Source organism: Paenibacillus polysaccharolyticus, from assembly GCF_900102085.1.
GTDB classification, from domain to species: Bacteria; Bacillota; Bacilli; order Paenibacillales; family Paenibacillaceae; genus Paenibacillus; species Paenibacillus polysaccharolyticus.
The window spans coordinates 33,949-55,330 of record NZ_FMVM01000019.1 but is presented as its reverse complement, the minus strand read 5'-3'; the positions used below and the strand labels follow the sequence as shown (position 1 = coordinate 55,330).

Sequence of the window (21,382 nt, the reverse complement as noted above, 5' to 3'; positions counted from 1 at the left end):
GGTTGATTGTTTGTATCCAGAGTCATGATGCAGAACACTTCTCTATCGTAATCATTAAGGAACCTTTTAAAAGTAAACACGGCATCCCCTGGAGTTTTGATTTTGTTTTTAGGAAAATGAATTGATGTTTTATCACGTACTATTTATAGTTTTATGATTTGGACAATGGTCTGCGTAGCTTTTGTTCGTTTACTCATTCGTAGATACGACTTTCCGGTATACGTTCTGGCCCGAGTCCGGGATTTTGTCGTAGCTTTGATACAATAGAAACAAGCAGAATGAAAGAGCCTTCGGAATTGATCGAGATTCCAAGGCTCTTTCATGTTTATTTCTTGTTTATTTTTTGTTTATTGTGTTTTTGTATAATAAACCTGATTTTTGTCGAAATGGGGGACGAGAGCTGTGAATCATCAAAGAAAAGCCAAACAATGGTTGAAGAAGTTGTATATATTGAGCATGGCGTTGATTATTGCATGTTCAAGCATATTAGAAATCCCGGTTTATGCAGCTGAGACTTGGAGTCAATTTGGCCGGATCGGGTCGGTCTCCAGTTCAAACCCCGGAGGTTTTGCCTCTCCCAAAGGAGTAACGGTAGACAGCAGCGGGAATGTGTATGTGGCCGATAGTAGCAACCATCGCATTCAGAAGCTGACCCTATCGACGAATACATGGAGCGAGTGGAAAAAGGTCGGTGGCGGCGCAGGAAGCGGTTTGGGCGAGTTTAACAGCCCATGCGCAGTGGCGGTAGACAGCAGCGGAAATGTATACGTGGCCGATTCTGGCAACCATCGCATACAGAAGCTGACACTATCGACGAATACATGGAGCGAGTGGAAAAAGGTCGGCGGCGGCAATGGACTCGGTTTGGGCGAGTTTTACAATCCAAGAGGAGTGGCGGTAGACAGCAGCGGGAATGTGTACGTGGCCGATAGTAGCAACCATCGCATACAGAAACTGACCCTATCGACGAATACATGGAGCGTGTGGAAAAAGCCCAGTACCGGCGCAGTCGCAGGAAACGGCTTGGGCGAGTTTAATTTTCCTAATGGAGTGGCGGTAGACAGCAGTGGGAACGTGTATGTGGGTGATAGTAACAACCATCGTATTCAGAAGCTGAACAAATCCACGAATACATGGAGCGAGTGGGTGAAGAGCGGCGGCGGCGCAGGAGCCGGTTTGGGTGAGTTTAATACTCCAAGAGCAGTGGCGGTAGACGGCAGCGGGAACATCTATGTGGCCGATACTGGCAACCATCGCATTCAGAAGCTGAACGCAGGAAGCGGTACATGGAGCGAGTGGGTGAAGAGCGGCGGTGGTTCAGGAAACGGCTCGGGCGAATTTATTAATCCAAATGGAGTGGCGGTAGACAACAGTGGGAATGTATATGTGGCCGATGACAGTAATCGTATTCAGAAGCTGAACGCAGCCAACAATACATGGAGCGAGTGGTCTGTATTAGGGCCTGTTAACGGGATTAGTCCGGGCGAGTTTACTTTTCCAAGAGCAGTGGCGGTAGACAGTAGCGGGAACATCTATGTGGCCGATTCTGGCAACCATCGCATACAGAAGCTGAACAAATCCACGAATACATGGAGCGAGTGGAAAAAGGTCGGCGGCGGCAATGGAAGCGGCTTGGGCGAGTTTTACAATCCATTGGGAGTGGCGGTAGACAGCAGCGGGAACGTGTATGTGGCCGATACCGGCAACCATCGCATTCAGAAGCTGACCCTATCGACGAATACATGGAGCGAGTGGAAAAAGGTCGGCGGCGGCACTGGAACCAGCTTGGGCGAGTTTAGCGTCCCAAGTGCAGTGGCGGTAGACCTTAACGGGAATGTGTATGTGGCCGATTCCGGCAACCATCGAATTCAGAAGCTGACCCTATCGACGAATACATGGAGCGAGTGGAAAAAGGTCGGCGGCGGCCCAGGAAGCAGTTTGGGAGAGTTTAGCGTTCCAGGTGCAGTGGCGGTAGACCTTAACGGGAATGTGTACGTGGCCGATTCTGGCAACCAGCGCATTCAGAAGTTGACCCTATCGACGAATACATGGAGCGAGTGGAAGAAGGTCGGCGGCGGCACTGGAACCAGCTTGGGCGAGTTTAACAATCCAAGAGCAGTGGCGGTAGACAGCAGCGGGAATGTGTATGTGGCCGATTCCGGCAACCAGCGCATACAGAAGCTGACCCTATCGACGAATACATGGGGCGAGCGGAAAAAGGTCGGCGGTGGCACTGGAACCAGCTTGGGCGAGTTTAATACTCCTTATGGAGTGGCGGTAGACAGCAGCGGGAATGTGTACGTGGCCGATTCGGCCAACCATCGCATGCAGAAGCTGGATATACCTTCATCTGCGATCATTGACTTTGCAAGCACAGCGAAGACGAGCACAACGGCATCGTTCAGTTGGACTGCAGCCAGCGGAGCGACGGGACTCATCATCGAGCAGTCGCCAGCCGGAGCGAATACATGGACAACGACCACGATTGGCGCGATCGCAACCAATTCGACGACTGCGACGGTAACAGGGCTCAGCGCGGCCACCGCATATGATTTCCGGTTAGTGGTCAGCGGCGGGGCGAACGCAGGCAACTCGAACACGGTGAGTGTCACGACCGATAATGTACCAACGTACACGATAGCAGAGATAGCGGATCAAACGGCAACGGAACTGACGGCAGGTTACAGTTCGGGCACTCAGGACACGAAAACGATCACGATTACGAAAACCGGCACCGGAGATTTGACGAACGTAGCGACGGCGTTAAGCGGAACCAATGCGACCGACTTTGTAATTACGCAGCCGGGAACGACGACACTAAACAGCGGAACGACATCGACGACGTTTACGGTGAAAGCAAAGGACAGCCTGGCAGCAGGCACGTACACCGCAGCGGTGACGGTATATGCGGACAGCATGACGAACGTGACATTTGCGGTTACACAGACGGTGAATCCGGCGCCCGTGGCACCGTCTATCACAAGTCAGCCGGGCAACAAGACAGTGACAGCGGGACAGACGGCAACATTCAGTATAACCGCCAGCGGCGACGCGCCGCTTAGCTACCAGTGGAAGAAAGACGGCAATGCGCTGACAGACGGCGAAAACATCAGCGGAGCAACGGCGGCGACCCTAAGCATCAGTAACACGCAATCGGGCGATGCGGGCAGTTATACCGTCGTGGTCACCAATGCAGCGGGGAATGCGTCAAGCAACGCGGCAACTCTGACGGTGAACGCTCTGACCAACGCGGCAACACCAAGCATTGATACACAGCCGACGGGCGCCACGGTTAACGAAGGTGACAGCAGCCCGAACTTAAGCGTAGCGACCAGCGTAAGTGACGGCGGAACGCTGTCCTACCAGTGGTACAGCAATTCGGTGAACAGCACGATCGGCGGCAATGCAATTGCGGGTGCAACCAGCGCAACCTATGCCGCGCCGACAACATCGACAGGCACGACCTACTATTATGTTGTCGTAACGAACACAAACAACGGTGTCAGCGGCACCAAGACCGCAACGGCAACGAGCAACATCGCTGCGGTCAACGTGAACGCTCTGACCAACGCGGCATCACCAAGCATTGATACACAGCCGACGGGCGCCACGGTTAATGAAGGTGACAGCAGCCCTAACTTGAGCGTAGCGGCCAGCGTAAGTGACGGCGGAACGCTGTCCTACCAGTGGTACAGCAATTCGTTGAACAGCACGTTCGGCGGCAATGCAATTGCGGGTGCAACCAGTGCAACCTATGCCGTGCCGACGACATCGACAGGCACGACCTACTACTATGTTGTCGTGACGAACACGAACAACAGCGTCAGCGGCACCAAGACCGCAACGGCAACGAGCAACATCGCTGCGGTCAACGTGAACGCTCTGACCAACGCGGCATCACCAAGCATTGATACACAGCCGACGGGCGCCACGGTTAATGAAGGTGACAGCAGCCCTAACTTGAGCGTAGCGGCCAGCGTAAGTGACGGCGGAACGCTGTCCTACCAGTGGTACAGCAATTCGGTGAACAGCACGGTCGGCGGCAATGCAATTGCGGGTGCAACCAGTGCAGCCTATGCCGCGCCGACGACATTGACAGGCACGACCTACTACTATGTTGTCGTGACGAACACGAACAACAGCGTCAGCGGCACCAAGACCGCAACGGCAACGAGCAACATCGCTACGGTCAACGTAAACATCGCGCCTACCCATACGATTGCTCCTATTGCGGATCAAACGTTAGCTGCACTTACTCAAGGTTATGCTCTGGGTACCCAAGAGACAAAAACTATCGATGTAACGAATACTGGCACGAGCGATTTGTCGAATCTGTCGGCGACGGTTAGCGGCATTCATGCTAGAGATTTTGTGATTACGCAACCAAGTACAACGTTAGTGAACGGAGCGACCACGTCAGCCTTTACGGTGAAAGCGAAAGATGGCTTACCAGCGGGGACATATACCGCAACAATAACGTTATCAGCAACCCAGATGACGGATGTGACGTTTACAGTGATGCAAGTTGTGAACATGCCGAACGCACCGGAAAATCCGCAAAACCTTGTGGCTGTCGGTGGAAACGGTGAGGTCACCCTAAATTGGAGTACGGTAACGGGAGCGACGTATTACAACCTTTATATGGCGACTGATCCAAGTCAGCTTAGTAACGCTTCGGTTGTTATCGTCAATTCCTCTACCTACAATGCACAAAACTTGCTAAACGGCACGACCTATTTCTTTACAGTGAGAGCAGGTAACTCGGGAGGCTTGAGTGGGGAATCGAATCAGGCAAACGCCACCCCTGCAACTGTACCGGCAGCCCCAACGAATGTTTTGGCAGTAGCTGGAAACGGAGAAGCCACCGTAACCTTTACAGCTCCAACCGAGAACGGTGGAAGTCTAATTACGGGGTATGAAGTAACCGATTCATCAGGGAATGCAGTCACAACAGGAGCGGCAAGTCCGATTGTAATTACAGGTTTAACGAATGGAACGAGCTATACATTTACGGTGAAAGCGATCAATGGTCTAGGAAAAAGTACAGCATCCGCTAATTCAAATGCGGTTATTCCGCAAAAGTCATCCGGCGGTAGCACGGTCCCGATCGATACGCCATCCGTGCCTAGTACTCCAACCATCCCGGAGAAAACGAATACGGGAATGGATATACTTGTGAATGGTAAAGCGGAAAATGCGGGGACCGTAGCGAGAACCCAACGAAACGGTCAAACCGTTACAACCGTGTTTGTGGATCAGAAAAAGTTAGAGGACAAGCTCGCTGCGGAAGGCCAAAATGCTGTGGTGGCGATACTTGTAAATGACAAATCCCATGTGAACGTCGGCTCATTGAACGGTCAGATGGTGAAAAACATGGAGGACAAGCAAGCTGTTCTTGAGATCAAAACCGATCGTGCGACCTATACGATTCCAGCGCAACAAATCAATATTAATACGATATCCGAGCAGGTCGGCAAGTCAGTAGCCTTGCAAGATATCCAGGTACAAATCGAAATATCCGAACCAACAACAGATATGGTGAAAGTTGTTGAGAATGCGGCAGCCAAGGGAACGTTCACGCTTGTCGTACCGCCGTTAAACTTCACGGTGAAGGGTATCTACGGAGATAAGACTGTCGAAGTATCGAAGTTTAATGCCTATGTCAAACGAAATATTGTGATTCCGAATGGTGTTGATCCCGGTAAGATTACCACAGGAATTGTTGTTGAGACAAACGGAACCATACGTCATGTTCCGACCAAGATTGTCGTGATTGACGGCAAATATTACGCGCAAATCAATAGCTTGACGAATAGCACGTATTCTCTTGTCTACCATCCGCTCGAATTTGAAGATGTGGCCAAACATTGGGCAAAACAAGCAGTGGGCGACATGGGATCACGGATGGTTATCGATGGTACGGGCAATGGTATGTTCAGTCCCGACCGGAATATTACCCGCGCTGAGTTTGCAGCTATCATTGTTCGCGCATTGGGACTCAAGACGGAGAATGGAGCAACCTCATTCTCAGACGTACAATCAACAGATTGGTACAGCAGTGCTGTCAATACTGCTTATGCCTACCACTTGATCGGCGGTTTTGAAGATGGTACCTTCCGTCCGATGGACACGATTACACGGGAACAGGCAATGGTGATCCTCTCCAAAGCAATGGCGATTACTAGTCTGAAAGGCAATCTTGCTGTTCAATCGACAGACGTAATACTTCGTCCTTATGGAGATACGGCAGCTGTGTCTGCATGGGCGCTGAGCAGTGTAGCTGATACTGTAGAGGCTGGCATTGTATCAGGAAGAGGCGGCAATGAGCTTGCACCGAAGGATTACATCACTAGAGCTGAGGTTGCCAAAATTATTCAGGGACTATTGCAAAAATCCGGCTTGATTTAAGCAAGAGAACGACGGCAGCTGAATTGTGATTTGGCACAGCTAAGACTCGCAAAGAAGAACTAATTAACTAAAACAAGGTGAGGGACACGTGTCCCTCACCTGTTTATGCTTTTGTAATACATCTGAATTAGATCTCTACTAATAAAAGCAGACGGTACACATCATATTTTAGAATCCGTCCCTTTCCTCACTCGCCTCACTTACCTTACTTGTTCAACAGATGATCCAGCTCCAATTCCTTGGACACCGCAATCAGCACAACGGCGGGTTCCTCGCCGATATTAGTCACTTCATGGGGTACAATCGCGTTCCATGTAAACGAATCTCCCGCTTCCAGCGTCTCCACATCTTCTCCCTGCTTCGCTTGGATGATACCTTGCAGCACCAGATGGCTTTCCTCCCCCGCATGTTTGCTGATCCCGGTCGAAGCTCCCGCTGGCAGTTCTACTATGGACATACGCATCGCACCTTTTGCCGTTAACTGCTGTACTTTAATCTGTCCGCTACCTGCTGTGGTCTCCTTGCGTTCATGCTTGCGTACCACATTCATACGTTGCTCTGATGTCAACAACAGGTAAGGTAGCGGGACGCCCAGGTAGTCCGCGATGCTTTCCAATGTAGCGATGGACGGTGACGTTTTGTTATTTTCCACATTGCTGATAAACCCTTTGGACAACCCTGTCCCCTCACAGAGTTGCATAATCGTAATCTGTTTCTGTTTGCGTATCGTTCGAATGGCCAAGCCAATATCCATGTGACCGCCCTCTCTTCTCTCTAACTACCGTTTCCTTGAAATCAAGATTCAACCGTTGACTCTACAAAAACAAGGCGATTGCCAAATGGATCGGTAATGGTCATTTCCCGTGAATCCCAAGGGGTCTTCTCGATACCCGGTCTCGCATATTTATATTTTTGCAAAGAAATCCGCTTATGCAGCTCCTCCAGATGCTCTGTCTCAATCCGTAATGCCGCACCAGGAGTACAGTCCCCGTGATGTTCGGACAGATGAATAACAATCTCATCCTGCGACACCTGCATGTACAGTGGCATATCAGCCTCGAATCGATGCTCCCAGTCCACTTTGAACCCCAAGTAATCCATGTAAAATTCCTTTGCCTTCGCTTCATCAAAAATTCTAAGAATAGGTACGATATGTTTCATCATCTTCTTCACGTCCTCCTCTAAAGAGATAAAAGCACAACAACAATTCTTATTCCAAGTTCCCTTATACAAAACATATTTTCATCATACAAAAAAAGTGTTGACCCTACAATGAAAGCATGATAGATTTTGTTCATAAATAAGAATATTATTTTCACATAGGTGAACTTTATGTTTTTAGTTTAATCCATGTCATTACTTCTTTCCACTCTTTTTGCTTCATTGGTTTGACCTATGCATTTGTTTGATATTTGCATTCATTTTATACATTCGATTTATCACAACTCATATTTCACCTGGAGGTGTATTGGTTTGAATTCTACTTATATTCATGAGGTGAAGTTACCTCCACATTACGATAAAACCCAGCAATATCCTGTTATTTTTGCCTTGCACGGCATGGGATCAGATGAGCAGGACATGCTTCGCTTGATGGAACCTCTGTCTACCGATTTCATCATTGTTGCCATTCGTGGGCCTATTGTACAGGGTGGAGGTTATGCTTATTTTCAGATCAAAAGCATAGGCAATCCCGTCCGCGAGTTATATGATGCCTCGGTTCAAGGACTGCAACAACTTATCATCGAGCTGTCAGCCCAATATGCGGTCGATCCTGCACGGCGTTACATCGCCGGATTCAGTCAGGGCGGCATCATGGCGATGACGCTTGCCTTGGTGATGGGTGATGCCATCAAAGGCATTGTGGCTATGAGCGGATACATTCCGCAGTTTGTGAAGGAAGAATATGCTTTGCAGCCTTCATCGAATCTGTCTGCTTTTATCTCACACGGCGATCAGGATCACCTTTTCCCGTTACAGCTGGGTGAAGATAATGCTTCGTTTTTCCGGAATCATACGAATCAAGTTACGTATGTGCCATACAGCGGGGGCCACCATGTAACTCCTGAGTTATATGCCAAACTCCAACACTTCCTTCGGACGGATGCCGGGGTATCTACAGAAGACACGAAAGGAATGACTGAATCATGATGCCATCTTTGTTTATCGCCCATGGTGCTCCTTCTCTTGCTTTGGAAGAGAATGCGTACACTGAATTTTTGCAAAAACTTGGGCAGGATCTGCCCAAACCTAAAGCGATCGTCCTGTTCTCCGCTCACTGGGAATCGACTACACAGCTCGTATCTGCTGTAACCGGCTCATATGACACGATCTATGATTTCGGTGGTTTTCAACCCGAACTGTACCAGATCAAATATCCAGCGCAAGGACATGCTGAAACAACCGCTGAGATCATCAAGGTGTTCACCGAAGCGGGCATTTCAGTGCAGACGGATGAGGTACGCGGCCTGGATCATGGAGCGTGGGTTGTGCTACGCCTGCTCTACCCAGAAGCAGACATTCCTGTAATCGCTCTGTCCGTTAACCGTTATCTGACGGGTGAGCAACAGTATCAGGTAGGCCAAGCACTCGCTTCTTTGCGAGAGCAAAACGTTCTTGTCATTGGCAGTGGCGGAACCGTGCATAACCTGCGCCGTCTGAACTGGGAAAGTCAAGGTGTAGATTCCTGGGCTATGGAATTCGACAGCTGGCTCCAAGATAAGCTTGAGCACTGGGATACGGATGCCCTCTTCGCATATGACAAGCTTGCTCCATCTGCACAGGCAGCGGTTCCTACGCCAGAGCATTTTGTGCCAATCCTGATCGCCATGGGTGCAGGAGATGAGAAGAAACAAGCCTCTCTCTTATTCCGCGCGTATCAGCTGGGTAACCTGAGTTTATCCTGCTGGAGATTTGAATAACAAAACATGAGATCGATTTAAAACCAATAGACCAAATAGAGATCAAAGCGTGAGTCACAGGGTAACCCTGCTGCTCACGCTTTTTTTTGAGATATTGTTAGGTGGTTGAATGCAACTACATAGACCACAAGCGCACTTTTACACTTCCATATTCATTCGTTATGTAGGACTCCCGCTTGGTCTATGGTTTCTTGTACGAGTTTCCTGAGTAAATCTATACTAGTGGGAAAGCATCTCATTTAACAGATTCACCAGATGAGTATGACATGCGAACGCTCATAAGGAGGCGAAACATGATGTCAGAACCAAAGTCAGAACAACGGATCGATGAACTCATGCAAGAGTTGCTAGAACTGCTGGAAGAAAAGGTGCAGGATGAGGAAAACCAGGAGTTGCTGGAGGCCTACCGTGAACAGGAAGGAGCAACCGATGAGGAACTTGACGCGTTCGAGCAATATTACAGCATACGTCTACCAGAAGACTTCCGGGCATTTTACAAACGTAAAAACGGCAGCGGATATGCCTTTCACGTTCTTTTTCCAGGTGATGCCGCACAAAATGAAGATATGGTCTTCTACATGTTATCGCTGGAACAAATGAAGAGAGAACATGACGGTACTGTAGAGATTCGGATGGAAGACTATTTTTCCGAAGAAGAAATGCGTGAGCTGGACCCGCGAATCAAGCCTTATTTGCATCAGAAATCATGGATCACCTTTGGCAAGCTGGGAGGCGGATCGCTTTATTTGATGATGGATTTTGACCCAACAGAGCAAGGAACATATGGACAGATTATTATATTCAAACATGATCCTGACTTTGTCTATTACGTGGCTGAAACCTTCACCGAATTGCTGGAGCAATCCAATCGTAATTTGCGTGAGATCGATGTGATCGAATACTAAGTCAAATTGAATGACAAACAATTATATTAACAGCCGTTATCGTCTGGATAGTGATATGACCATTTTTTCATAATGCTGGGATATGTAAAGGCGGTTATAATAACATTTAGTGGAAATGCACAAGCTACCGGAAGAAGGACTGTCTTTCTACACCAACTACATATCTGGGAGGAACTACCGAAGTGGCTGAACAACCGAAGTCAGAGAGCTTTATGTCTCTCGTCAAAAAAGGCAACACATCCTCTGCTGTAGCCATGGCGGGTAACGCCATACTTGCACTATGTAAAGGAGGAGCCTTTATATTCAGTGGCAGCGGCGCCATGTTCGCATCAGCGATGCATTCACTGGCCGATGCCATTAACCAAGGGTTTGTATTTGTCGGAAGTGTATTATCCGAGAAAAAACCTACACGCCGCTTCCCGACTGGATTCGGACGGGTCATCAACATTTTCTGTATGATTGCCGTAATTGTGGTGACGATTATGGCCTACGAAACCATTCACGAAGGCATTCACCTGCTCCAGCATCCTGCTGGTCACTCGGGCGGACTGTGGATCAACATTGGTGTGCTTGTGCTTAATATTGTGATCGATGGAGCCATCCTCATCAAAGCAATGAAGGAAATTTTGAAAGAAGCTCGTGCTCCCAAAGCGACAGGGTTCGCCCTGGTGCCTGCAGCAATCAAAAATGTAGGACGTGCCGCACCACCAACCCGCCTGGTATTCTACGAGGACGTTGTAGCCGTGCTTGGAGCGACGCTTGCGCTTATATCTGTTGTCGTCATTGCACTGACAAACTTCGCTTTGCTTGACGGTATTGTCACCACTATCATCGGATGCCTGATGATCGCCGTTGCTTTCCGTGTCGGCTATGACAACATGATTGGTCTGATCGGTGTCGCCGCACCGCAGGATATCGAGGACAAGGTGTCCCAGACGATTCTGGCAGACAGCCATGTGGCTGATATCCAGATGATGCGTATCATTCAGGAAGGCCGGTATTACCATGTTGAGGGTCTGATTGAGCTGACTAAGGGACTCAGTCTAGCGGATGCGGATGATATCAAGTTCCGGATTCAGGAAAAACTGATGACAAACCCGGATATTGCTGACGCGGCGATCTCGATCATTGAAGACGACGGCGTTAACAGCTGGGGCAAGAAACATTCGGATGTGTTGAAAAAGTAGTGAAAAAGCAGGTTAACAACTGACTTATCGCTGCTTCATCTTCACAACAAAGAAACGAAGCAGGGAGTTCTCTGCCTCTTTTCTTTTGTTTTGTGTTCTTTGATCCTTGCTTTGATCCTTTTCTTTGCTCTGTTCCTTTGTTCCTCACTCTTTATGAACGATTCTCATTTGATATTCCTATCCCTATTAGATCATCGTGCCTGCCTCATCCCCATTTCCATCACCTTACCCAGCCATTTCTGACGAAACGCTTCCGTGGACTTGCGGATTGGACTAATCTCGGTTACACGTACAGGGGATACCCCACTGAATTGAAGGACGTTGGATTTCATGACCCGGTGACCTGCCCTTCTGTATACCAATGCATTGTAGAACCAAGGGGTGTCCATCGTCACAATAAGCTGTGCAGACTTACCTTTCAACAATTTGTCCCAGAGCGGTGAGTTGTCCCGATACCTCATAGCAAACCCGGGCAGGAAAATCCGATCAATAAACCCTTTCAACACAGCGGGCATTGTTCCCCACCACGTCGGATACACAAATACCAAATGATCTGCCCAGCGAATGAGTTCCTGTGCCTTCAGCAGATCAGGCTCGAGCTCTGTCCGCTGACGATAGCCGTATCGGAGATTAAGATTGAACTCGATCTCACTCAGATCGATCATCTCCACCGTCCCACCTGATTTTCGTGCGCCCTCTGCGTAGGACTCTGACAGTGCCTTGCAATAACTCTGTGGATCGGGATGACCGTTAATGATGAGAATTTTATTTGCATTCATACGTATGTTCCTCCTGTATAATATGGTTCATGAAGACCGATGAAACGGATATATCACAAGCATATAGTGAAGGTAGGTATAAACAAATGATCAACGACGCCAAATCATTGCGGATTCGTGCAAACGGGAGGACTTATGAAACATCTTAACCACAGTGTCCCGATATCCATGGTATATCCTATTTTGAAAACGCTGGTACACAAAGGTTTTGACACGGAATCCTTTTTCAAAGACATCGATGTAGATCCCTCCATCTTGGAGAACCCGGATGCCCGGATTCCCGTCACTGAATTGGAACGGATCATGCGGCGTGCTGCTGATTATGCAAACGATCCATACTTTGGATTAAACCAGGGTGGGCGGCTGGATTTTGCGGATTTAAGTCTGCCCGGATATGTCATGATGCACTCCAAAACGATTGGTGACGCACTTAGCGCGTACCAGCGGTATAACGATATTTTATATAGTGGATTTCAACTGGAGTGGAAGGTCGATGGACCGGATGTGATCATTCAGTTGTCTGTTGAAAATGAAGAAATCCCCATGTCTCGCCATTGCGTAGAGGATATGACTGTATCGGTATTACATCTGATCAACAAGCTGGCGAATCACCGGGCCGTGGTAAGAGAAGTCCAATTCAGTCACGAAGCCCCTGTCGGGGCAGGTGATCTGTCTGTTTACATGAACTCCCTTGGGGTCACTCCCGAGTTCGGTGCTACCCAAACCCTGCTGCGCCTATCCAAAGAGGTCCTGACGTTGCCCGTTTTATATTCGGATGCCAGGATGTTGAAGGTTTTCGAGTCGATGGCGGAGGAGACCCGGGCAGACCTGTATGCCTCTCAGCCCTTCTCCAGCAAAGTAAACCGATGGATCACGGAGAGTCTGCCTTCCTTCTTCCCCACATTACAACACACGGCAGCACATCTCGGCGTGAGCATTCGCACACTCCAGAGCAGATTGCGTGAAGAAGGTACAACGTTTAACGAAATCTCCGTTCAGGTACGGAAGGAAATGGCGCTACGTTACTTACAAAGAGGCAACTATGCTGTCGTCGATATCGCCTATGCCCTTCATTTTTCGGAACAAAGTGCCTTCCAGAATGCGTTCAAAAAGTGGACGGGACAGACCCCGGGTCAATACCGGGCTAATCTGGCGACTCGGCAGGGATAGGATCGTAGCCCCACACCTAGACTTTAGTCTAGGATAAGTTTAACGCCAAAGACGGAGGTTCCCCTTTTCCAGTTCGTGGTATGCTGTATATAACGAAAATGATGTTACATATTGCACGGATGAAAGATTCCATATTCAAAAGGAGAGAAATTATGGCTAAACGTACGATTCTTGCACCTGTCCTGATTTTGCTCGGTGTATACCTGATTCTGAATCAAGGCGGCACAATGGGTCCAGGCACTATCTTTGGTACTTTCTGGCCTACGTTATTTGTGATTCCGCTCGGACTGTTCTTCCACTGGTTATACTTCTCCATGATTGGCCGTGGCGTTGGATTGCTCGTTCCAGGCGGCTTGCTGCTGACCGTCGGTATTGTATGCCAGATCGCGATGCTGTTTGGTAACTGGGGTACGATGTGGCCGGGCTTCATTCTGGCGCCAGCGGTCGGTTTGTTTGAACTCTACTGGTTTGGCGGAAAAAATAAATGGTTGCTGATTCCGATTAATATTCTGACGGTTCTTTCCCTATTGTTCTTCACTGTCATGTCGATCGGTTCCGTACTGAGCAACATGAGCTATATTCAACCGTTTGTGGCCATTCTGCTGATTGTGGGCGGGTCGTATATCATCATGGGGCGCAAAAAGCCTATGTAGTGGCATGATATCCGATAAGTTCTTTGAGTTACACTGGAGCCACTCCGAGTGCAGAGTAATCTTCCGATCGCTGTTACCCCCGGATTTTTTGGAATCTCATATCCTATGAGAAAATCCGGTTGTAAAGGCGAGCGCTTCGCTTCCTTCGTTTGTCCTGTCCCCTCCGTTAACGTGTAATCTCATATTCATCGGATATCGCACTTCAAAGCTATTGCTTTAGAGCAGGTAAAAGAAAAGGAACATCCCTGATCCATACGTGATCAAGGGATGTTTTTATTTATTTTTGTTGTTCTTATTAGGGTGAAACTGCCTGTTCATTGGGTTTTGATTGCATAGCTATGTTGTATTTAATCCAGAAAAAGAGGATCAGAGGCAGGGCCGCGTTGGACGCGACAAAAAAAATCAGTGAAGGTATTCCGGCAAGTGGCATGTAGCTTATGCCTGTCACTTGAACGAATAACTGCTCGCCGTTCGGGCCGTCAGAGAACAGGATGGATGATGCTCCGTTCCAGCCCAGATGGCTTCCTGCTGCAAGAGCCATAGAACCGGTTTTGGCATACGCATATGCCCAAACCAAGCCCATAATAAAGGTCGTTATAAATACAATGAGCATAATCGGGATGTTTCCGAACACACCGTCCGTGAACCAGTGATACATCCCAAACGCCATGGAAGAAAGTACGATTCCCCATCGGACTCCTAACCCGTGAATCATAAGTACAAGCAGTGCACCACGGAAAAGCAATTCCTCAAACCAGACCGACTTGAAGTTCCACCAACTGGCTATCAAAAAATCAGCCCAGGAATATTCGGGGTTTAGCTTCCAGTTTGACATGGTGACCAGAGATTCTGTCCAGTGAACTGCCGAGGAAACGAGGATACCCAAAAGTAAGGCTATCGCAAATTGCTGGAGACGTGGACCTGCCGGACGATACCCGAGCACAGACAACGGTTGCTTGATCGTGAAACGAAGCAAGAGCCAAGATAACAAAACAAGCACGATCATGCCTAACATCACGAACCTCCTTCCCGCTTCATTTTAAGTAAAACAATTGAATTCAAACATCACATCTACACCGTCAGAGTTTCCGTTCCGTTCTCTTTCATCCCGTTCCGTTCCCTCTATCCCGATATACTTTTCATATTCGGGGTTATGGGCTTTAGTACGCACGGGTGTAAATAAAGTTCCCGGCAATCCGAATTCTCGGAGCCCGCGCCGGAATAAATCCAACGTCAAATATCCCCTGAAGCCGCCAATAGGTTCAGGGGGTATTTGCGTTGCACTCGTTATACTCGTTGCAGTTTGCGTAGACTGGAGGACAATTATTTACTATGCATCTTAAACTCCAGAAACAGGTCGTTATAATGCGATAGCATTTTTTTGCCCAGATTGTTGTAAACCTCCAGCTTGCTTGTCAGTGTCTCGTCTGGATAGAAGCGTTCATCCTGCGAGATATCTTCTGGCAACAGCTTAAGTGCCTCCGCATTCGGTGTCGAGTATCCCACGTACTCTGCGTTGCGTGCAGCATGATCCGGGTCCAGCATAAAGTTGATAAACTGGTGCGCGCCGTCTACGTTTTTAGCTGTTTTCGGGATGACCATGCTGTCGAACCAGAGATTTGAACCTTCCTCCGGTACCTTGTAATCCAGCTTGTCGTTCTGATCCATAATCTCCGATGCATCCCCGGACCATACGAGTCCAACCGCGGCTTCTTCGTTCGCAAGCAGCATTTTGATCTCGTCTCCAACGATGGCTCTTACGTTAGGAGTCAGGGTAGACAGCTTTTTGAGTGCAGCCTGAAGATGATCTTCATTCGTATCATTAAGTGAGTACCCCAGGCTATTCAGCCCCATACCGATGACCTCACGAGCACCATCGAGTAGCAGGATCTGATTTTTCAGACGCGGGTCCCATAGGTCATTCCAGCTGTCAAATGTCAGGCCACCCACCAGTTCCGGGTTATACACAATACCAACGGTTCCCCAGAAATACGGAATAGAGAATTGGTTATCCGGATCATAGTTCAAGTTCAGGAACCGGGAATCGATGTTTTTCAGGTTAGGCAGCTTGTTGTGGTCAATCGGAACGAGCAGGTTCTCTTCTTTCATTTTGCTAATCGCATATTCAGAAGGAATCGCCACGTCAAACGTTGTGCCGCCCTGTTCAATCTTGGTCAGCATCGCTTCATTGGAATCAAACGTCTGATAAATGACCTTCATTCCAGATTCTTCTTCGAATTCCTTCAAGAGATCCGGGTCGATATAATCGCCCCAGTTGTAGATCGTCAGCGTGTTTCCACCGGAATATCCCTGACTTTTGTTCAGATACGAAGCCAGAATCATAAGGGCGAATGCAGCCACAAACACAAGTGCGAATGTCCGTACCAACTGTTTCATGGACGCAGCCCCTTTCCTCCGGCTGGAATGCGTGATGCACGGCGGTTAATGAAGTAATATCCGACCACCAGCAGCACCGTGAGCAGGAACAACAGGGTAGACAACGCATTAATCGACAGCGACACCCCTTGCCTTGCTCTGGAGTAAATCTCCACCGAAAGTGTGGAGTATCCATTCCCTGTCACAAAGAAGGTTACGGCAAAGTCGTCGAGCGAGTACGTCAAAGCCATGAAAAATCCAGCAAAAATACCGGGTTTCACGTAAGGCAGTACCACACGCGTTAGAATTTGCCATGAGCCCGCGCCTAGATCACGAGCCGCATCCATCAAGGTTGGGCTCATCTCCTGCAGCTTCGGTAGCACCATGATGACCACAATCGGCACACTGAATGCGATATGAGACAGCAATACCGACGTAAAGCCGAGTTTGATGCCAATCATCGTAAACAAAATCAGGAATGATGCACCGATAATGACATCGGGGCTAACAATCAACACGTTGTTTAGAGATAACAGTGTGTTTTTGGTCCGTTTACGACGTACATGATAAATCGCCAGTGCCCCTGCCACACCCAGAATGGTTGAAATCGCTGAGGACAACAGCGCGATAATAAACGTATTCAAGACAATAATGAGCAGCCGGGTGTCCGCAAAAACTTCTCTGTACCATTCCAGTGTGAAGCCTTCGAACCCCCGCATATGGCCACCACTATTGAATGAATAGAAAATCAGATAGGCAATCGGCGCGTACAAAATGGCGAATACAACAGCCAGATAGACGTTAGACAGCTTTCCGTTTCTTCCCATTTCGCACCTCCTTCTTGCCTGATCCGGTTAGAAACATAATGACTGCCATCGCGATAATCAAAAAGACGGCAATCGTCGAACCCATGCCCCAGTCCTGGGTAACGAGAAAATGTTGCTCAATCGCTGTACCCAGCGTAATAACACGGTTCCCCGCAATGAGGCGGGTAATCATAAACAGGGACAACGCCGGGATAAATACGGCCTGACAGCCTGATTTCACTCCGCTGATCGTCAGCGGGAAGATCACACGGCGGAACGTCAGCCACGATGAAGCGCCGAGATCCCGTGCAGCATAGATCAGGGACGGATTCATCTCCTCCAGCGCGTTAAAGATCGGCAGAATCATAAAGGGAATGAAGATGTACACCGAAACAAAGATAAAGCTGAAATCAGTGAACAAAATCTGTTGTGTCCCAATGCCCACCACTTCCAGCAGAGAGTTGGTCAGACCGTATGTGCCGAAAAGGCCAATAAAGGCGTACGCTTTTAACAACAGATTGATCCAGCTTGGCAAAATGATCAGCAGCAACCACAGCTGCTTATGCTTCGTCCGGGTCAGCATATACGCCGTTGGATACGAGATAAGTAGCGAGAACGCCGTAATCAGAAATGCATACCAGAATGAACTGAGCGTCATCTGCATATACACCGGTGTAAAGAACCGCGCATAGTTGCCAAGTGTGAAGTTACCCTCCACATCAAAGAACGAATAATAGATGACCAGCAGCACCGGCGCTACAACGAACAACACCATCCATAACACATAGGGAATCAGATACGCATTGCGCGTGCTGGCTTTAGTCTGCATGAGCGGCCTCTTGGTAAGCTTCGAGTCGTCTGTCGAACTCTTCCTCAGTTTCGTTAAAACGCATAACATGAATGGCTTCCGGGTCAAAATAAAGCCCGATGCGCGATCCGACGGCCGCTTTCTTCGTCGAATGAATCAGCCATTCGTTGCCTGCGTCATCGTAGGTCGAGATTTCGTAGTGTACGCCGCGGAACAACTGCGAGTCCACCTTAACCTTGAGCTTGCCCTGCTCCTCGGTTGTGATCTCGAAGTCCTCTGGGCGGATGACGATCTCAACAGGCTCGTCAGGCTGCAAACCCTGATCGACACATTCATACTGTGCACCTGCAAACTCAACGACAAAGTCCTGCTTCATCTTGCCTGCCACGATATTCGACTCTCCAATAAAGTCCGCGACAAAGCGGTTAATCGGCTCATCATATATATCGTTCGGCGTACCACTCTGCTGAATGACACCACCGTTCAGGACAAAGATTTCATCAGACATCGCAAGTGCTTCTTCCTGGTCATGCGTGACAAAAATAAACGTAATGCCCAGCCGCTGCTGCAGCTCTCGCAACTCGTACTGCATCTCGGTACGAAGCTTCAGGTCGAGTGCCGACAAAGGCTCGTCCAGCAGCAGAATCTCAGGCTCGTTCACAATGGCGCGGGCAATCGCCACACGCTGGCGCTGTCCGCCGGACATCTCGCCAATCTCCCGGTTCTCATAACCGGACAGATTGACAAATTTGAGAGCTTCGAGCACTTTGCTACGAATCTCGGATGTTTTCATTTTTTTAATCCGCAAGCCAAAGGCTACGTTCTCGAATACATTCAAATGCGGAAATAACGCATAGTCCTGAAATACCGTATTCACCTGACGCTGATGCGCAGGAACCTTGTTAATCAATGCGCCGTTAAAATAAATGCTGCCCTCCGTCGGCTCCGCAAAGCCGGCAATCAGCCTTAATATCGTTGTTTTACCGCAACCGGACGGGCCGAGAAGCGTATAAAATTTTCCACGTTCAATCTCAAAGCTGACAGCTTTCAATACAGCCTCATCCTGGTCATATTGCTGTGTCACCCGCTCGAACCGGATGATCGGTTGTTGTTCTGACATGCTTCACGTCGCCCCCTTATCCTTGGGTTTATCCTAAGAAACCTTACCTATTATACACGACTTTAATTAAGCCATATCTCGAATATGAATAATTTACCCCATTTTCTTTTGTTTTGAAAGGTCAAGCGCGTACGTTACAGATATTAATAATATGGCAATAAATCTATTTTCTTATTAATTAGTCTTCTATACAAACGAATTAATAGATTCAGAATAGTATAACGTATATCCATCACAAGGAGGTATTCTTCATGGCTAACTACTTGTCCCCACACTCTCCAAAAAGTAAAGCTGCCAACAAAAGCAAATTGGTATCCAAAAACCGCGCAAAAAACAAATCTAAAAACAACGCAGGTAACACAAGCAAGTCAGAGCATATTCAGGAAACTGTCGTTAACGTCATTCTGCCTGAATCTAAAGAGAAAGATACACATCACCACCACCATCATCCACACAATCATCATCACCATCACTGCAATCCCGGCTGCAATCCTTACTGGTAATCTATCTATTTCATTATCTTAGCCTGTCCATGTGAATTGATAGATTCAAAAAAATAAAACGTATATTAATGAAGGAGGCTTTACCATGACTAACTTCTTCTCACCGCTCTCTCCAAAAAGCAAAGCTGCCAACAAAAGCAAACTCATTTCTAAAAATCGTGCGAAAAACAAATCTAAAAACAATGCAGAAAACACAAACCATGCAACACATATTCAAAAAACCGTTGTTAACGTTGTTATACCTGACCACGAAAATAAACACCCTCACCATCATCACTGATGGGAAACCCTGTTCAGCATTGATGTAAATTTCGCAGCATAAGTCTCACAAGAAGACGTAGCAGTTACATCTGCTACGTTCCTTTTTGAGTTATTTTAGTTTTTCGAAGTGATTCAAAAAGAATGAATGATGCCGGGACTCCATATCATGGAGTTGAGGTGAGAAAGACCATGGAAATGCGTCGTAATTTACCCCTTTTGATGAGTGTCTGTTTTCTTAGCCAGATGGGGGGATTTATGATTCTGCCCCTCTTTCCGATATATATCGACCAACTTGGCCTATCTGGCTGGGAGATGGGGTTCATTTTCGGATTGTTCTATTTAGGTAAAGTAGTCGGCGGGCTCCCTGCCTCTGCTCTCTATCGCCATGTAGGGGTCAAAATATCTCTCGTCCTTATGCTGCTGATGCTCGCTATATGTACAGCCGGTTTTGCCATTGCCTCTACGCCCCTGTTCCTTGGCCTGTTGCGGCTATTGCAAGGAATGGCTTCAACCGGGCTGACCGTCATCGTACGCTCCATCATCAGTGACGGAGGAAATAGCGATAACCGGGGACTATACAACGGATACATCAGTAGTAGTGAGGGTGGGGGCATGATCCTAGGGCCGGTCATCAGCGGCTGGCTTACGCTCCACGTACCGCTGTCCGTTCCGTTCTGGCTGGTTGCATGCTGTTGTCTGATCGCCATGGTTGTTGTTATGGGTATGCAAAACAAAACAACGTATGGATCATCTGGCTCAATACCCATTCTAGAGTCGAAGGATAGTGAAGTTCTCTCTTCGGCTCCTGCAGATCAAACTTCACGTCAAGAAAAGATTGCTCAGGAGTATACCTCCAATAATACACAGTCTCGCTCAAGCCTTGGCACAGGTCCTATTCCTGTCCCACTTACAGGATACATAACGGTGCATGTCCTGGAGATGAGTGCCTACGCTGTATTCCTGACGTATTTTGCACTCTATGCAACCCAAATCATGCAGTGGGATACTTTCTCTGCCAGTCTGGCCTTTACCATAGCCGGAATCTCTACCCTTGCCGCTGCCCCTTTTGTCGGTTTTCTCTCCGACCGCTTGGGTGATCGGCTCCTGCTGTGTATGCTGGGCATGTTCCTGATCGGCGTTGAAGTCATTGTTTTTCTAAGTACATCTGTCCACCTCTGGGTGTACATTGGCATGTTCATCGGTGGCATCGGCGGAGCTTGTTACATGGATTCCTTTTTTGCACATATTGGGGATCACACTCCTGAAGTGAATCGAAGCTCTGTCATTGGTAAAATTGTCTCGTCTGCGGAGATCGGTTCTATGGTATCTCCTCTACTCGCAGCACTTCTGATGGAGACCTTGTCTCTATATGCTGTATTTGTCTTCAATCTTGTTCTGATCGCGGCAGCCATCACCGTTCAAGCCATCATGCGAAGCAGGTATCGGATGAAAGAGAGCTGAGAGGACTGCTTCAAAAAATAAAAC

The 21,382-nt window shown here is 48.2% G+C and carries 19 protein-coding genes; 10 read left to right on the top strand and 9 right to left on the bottom strand.

The genetic code is table 11. The features are described from left to right. Positions 1-402: 402 nt before the first annotated feature. Entirely contained in the window at positions 403-6,408 is a 6,006-nt protein-coding gene (locus tag BLQ13_RS23485; protein ID WP_090924124.1) for an S-layer homology domain-containing protein, read from the top strand. A 205-nt stretch (positions 6,409-6,613) separates the two neighbouring features. On the opposite strand, the gene BLQ13_RS23480 is transcribed toward BLQ13_RS23485, so the two are convergent. Both BLQ13_RS23480 and BLQ13_RS23475 read right to left on the bottom strand, forming a co-directional pair. Beyond that, positions 6,614-7,162: a helix-turn-helix domain-containing protein gene (locus tag BLQ13_RS23480; RefSeq protein ID WP_090924123.1), complete on the bottom strand. Its 549-nt coding sequence runs from the start codon at positions 7,160-7,162 to the stop codon at positions 6,614-6,616. Between the two features lie 41 nt (positions 7,163-7,203). After that, the gene (locus tag BLQ13_RS23475) at positions 7,204-7,572 is read right to left on the bottom strand and encodes a glyoxalase superfamily protein (protein ID WP_090924122.1); all 369 of its coding nucleotides are present in this window, start codon (positions 7,570-7,572) and stop codon (positions 7,204-7,206) included. A gap of 309 nt (positions 7,573-7,881) precedes the next feature. Between BLQ13_RS23475 and BLQ13_RS23470 the strand changes: the two genes are divergently transcribed. From BLQ13_RS23470 to BLQ13_RS23455, 4 genes are all read left to right on the top strand, one after another. After that, complete coding sequence (locus BLQ13_RS23470) at positions 7,882-8,559, top strand: alpha/beta hydrolase (protein ID WP_090924121.1); 678 nt, start codon at positions 7,882-7,884, stop codon at positions 8,557-8,559. After that, positions 8,556-9,329 carry a DODA-type extradiol aromatic ring-opening family dioxygenase gene (locus BLQ13_RS23465; protein ID WP_090924120.1) on the top strand — a complete coding sequence of 258 codons (774 nt, stop codon included), beginning with the start codon at positions 8,556-8,558 and terminating at the stop codon, positions 9,327-9,329. The genes BLQ13_RS23470 and BLQ13_RS23465 overlap by 4 nt, the downstream gene beginning before the upstream one ends. A 293-nt stretch (positions 9,330-9,622) precedes the next feature. After that, positions 9,623-10,234 carry an SMI1/KNR4 family protein gene (locus BLQ13_RS23460; protein ID WP_090924119.1) on the top strand — a complete coding sequence of 204 codons (612 nt, stop codon included), beginning with the start codon at positions 9,623-9,625 and terminating at the stop codon, positions 10,232-10,234. A gap of 182 nt (positions 10,235-10,416) precedes the next feature. Continuing rightward, positions 10,417-11,421, top strand: coding sequence for a cation diffusion facilitator family transporter (locus BLQ13_RS23455; protein WP_090924118.1), 1,005 nt, complete (start codon positions 10,417-10,419; stop codon positions 11,419-11,421). A 191-nt stretch (positions 11,422-11,612) separates the two neighbouring features. On the opposite strand, the gene BLQ13_RS23450 is transcribed toward BLQ13_RS23455, so the two are convergent. Further along, complete coding sequence (locus BLQ13_RS23450) at positions 11,613-12,200, bottom strand: NAD(P)H-dependent oxidoreductase (protein ID WP_090924117.1); 588 nt, start codon at positions 12,198-12,200, stop codon at positions 11,613-11,615. Positions 12,201-12,335: 135 nt separating this feature from the next. Here BLQ13_RS23450 and BLQ13_RS23445 point away from each other — a divergent pair, with 135 nt between their 5' ends. Both BLQ13_RS23445 and BLQ13_RS23440 read left to right on the top strand, forming a co-directional pair. After that, positions 12,336-13,370: an AraC family transcriptional regulator gene (locus tag BLQ13_RS23445; RefSeq protein ID WP_090924116.1), complete on the top strand. Its 1,035-nt coding sequence runs from the start codon at positions 12,336-12,338 to the stop codon at positions 13,368-13,370. A 152-nt stretch (positions 13,371-13,522) separates the two neighbouring features. After that, positions 13,523-14,023 (top strand): hypothetical protein, encoded by a 501-nt coding sequence (locus BLQ13_RS23440; protein WP_090924115.1) that lies wholly within the window; start codon positions 13,523-13,525, stop codon positions 14,021-14,023. Between the two features lie 295 nt (positions 14,024-14,318). Here the strand turns inward: BLQ13_RS23440 and BLQ13_RS23435 are convergent, their stop codons facing one another. The 6 genes from BLQ13_RS23435 to BLQ13_RS23410 all read right to left on the bottom strand — a co-directional run bounded on the left by BLQ13_RS23435 (position 14,319) and on the right by BLQ13_RS23410 (position 19,133). Next, complete coding sequence (locus BLQ13_RS23435; RefSeq protein ID WP_090924114.1) at positions 14,319-15,038, bottom strand: CPBP family intramembrane glutamic endopeptidase; 720 nt, start codon at positions 15,036-15,038, stop codon at positions 14,319-14,321. 24 nt (positions 15,039-15,062) lie between these two features. Then, complete coding sequence (locus tag BLQ13_RS23430) at positions 15,063-15,254, bottom strand: hypothetical protein (protein WP_090924113.1); 192 nt, start codon at positions 15,252-15,254, stop codon at positions 15,063-15,065. Positions 15,255-15,346: 92 nt separating this feature from the next. Then, positions 15,347-16,420 carry an ABC transporter substrate-binding protein gene (locus tag BLQ13_RS23425; RefSeq protein ID WP_090924112.1) on the bottom strand — a complete coding sequence of 358 codons (1,074 nt, stop codon included), beginning with the start codon at positions 16,418-16,420 and terminating at the stop codon, positions 15,347-15,349. Then, positions 16,417-17,226, bottom strand: a complete 810-nt coding sequence (locus BLQ13_RS23420) for an ABC transporter permease (RefSeq protein WP_090924111.1) — start codon at positions 17,224-17,226, stop codon at positions 16,417-16,419. Before BLQ13_RS23420 ends, BLQ13_RS23425 begins: the two co-directional genes overlap by 4 nt. Further along, complete coding sequence (locus tag BLQ13_RS23415) at positions 17,201-18,034, bottom strand: ABC transporter permease (protein WP_090924110.1); 834 nt, start codon at positions 18,032-18,034, stop codon at positions 17,201-17,203. Before BLQ13_RS23415 ends, BLQ13_RS23420 begins: the two co-directional genes overlap by 26 nt. Continuing rightward, positions 18,024-19,133 (bottom strand): ABC transporter ATP-binding protein, encoded by a 1,110-nt coding sequence (locus BLQ13_RS23410; RefSeq protein WP_090924109.1) that lies wholly within the window; start codon positions 19,131-19,133, stop codon positions 18,024-18,026. The genes BLQ13_RS23415 and BLQ13_RS23410 overlap by 11 nt, the downstream gene beginning before the upstream one ends. 251 nt (positions 19,134-19,384) lie before the next feature. Between BLQ13_RS23410 and BLQ13_RS23405 the strand changes: the two genes are divergently transcribed. The 3 genes from BLQ13_RS23405 to BLQ13_RS23395 all read left to right on the top strand — a co-directional run bounded on the left by BLQ13_RS23405 (position 19,385) and on the right by BLQ13_RS23395 (position 21,358). After that, on the top strand, positions 19,385-19,636 hold the full coding sequence (locus BLQ13_RS23405; RefSeq protein ID WP_090924108.1) for a hypothetical protein: 252 nt from the start codon (positions 19,385-19,387) through the stop codon (positions 19,634-19,636). Positions 19,637-19,721: 85 nt separating this feature from the next. Then, positions 19,722-19,916, top strand: a complete 195-nt coding sequence (locus tag BLQ13_RS23400; protein WP_090924107.1) for a hypothetical protein — start codon at positions 19,722-19,724, stop codon at positions 19,914-19,916. Between the two features lie 170 nt (positions 19,917-20,086). Beyond that, a complete protein-coding gene (locus BLQ13_RS23395; protein ID WP_167375827.1) occupies positions 20,087-21,358 on the top strand; it encodes an MFS transporter in 1,272 nt (423 codons plus the stop codon). Positions 21,359-21,382 lie beyond the last annotated feature (24 nt).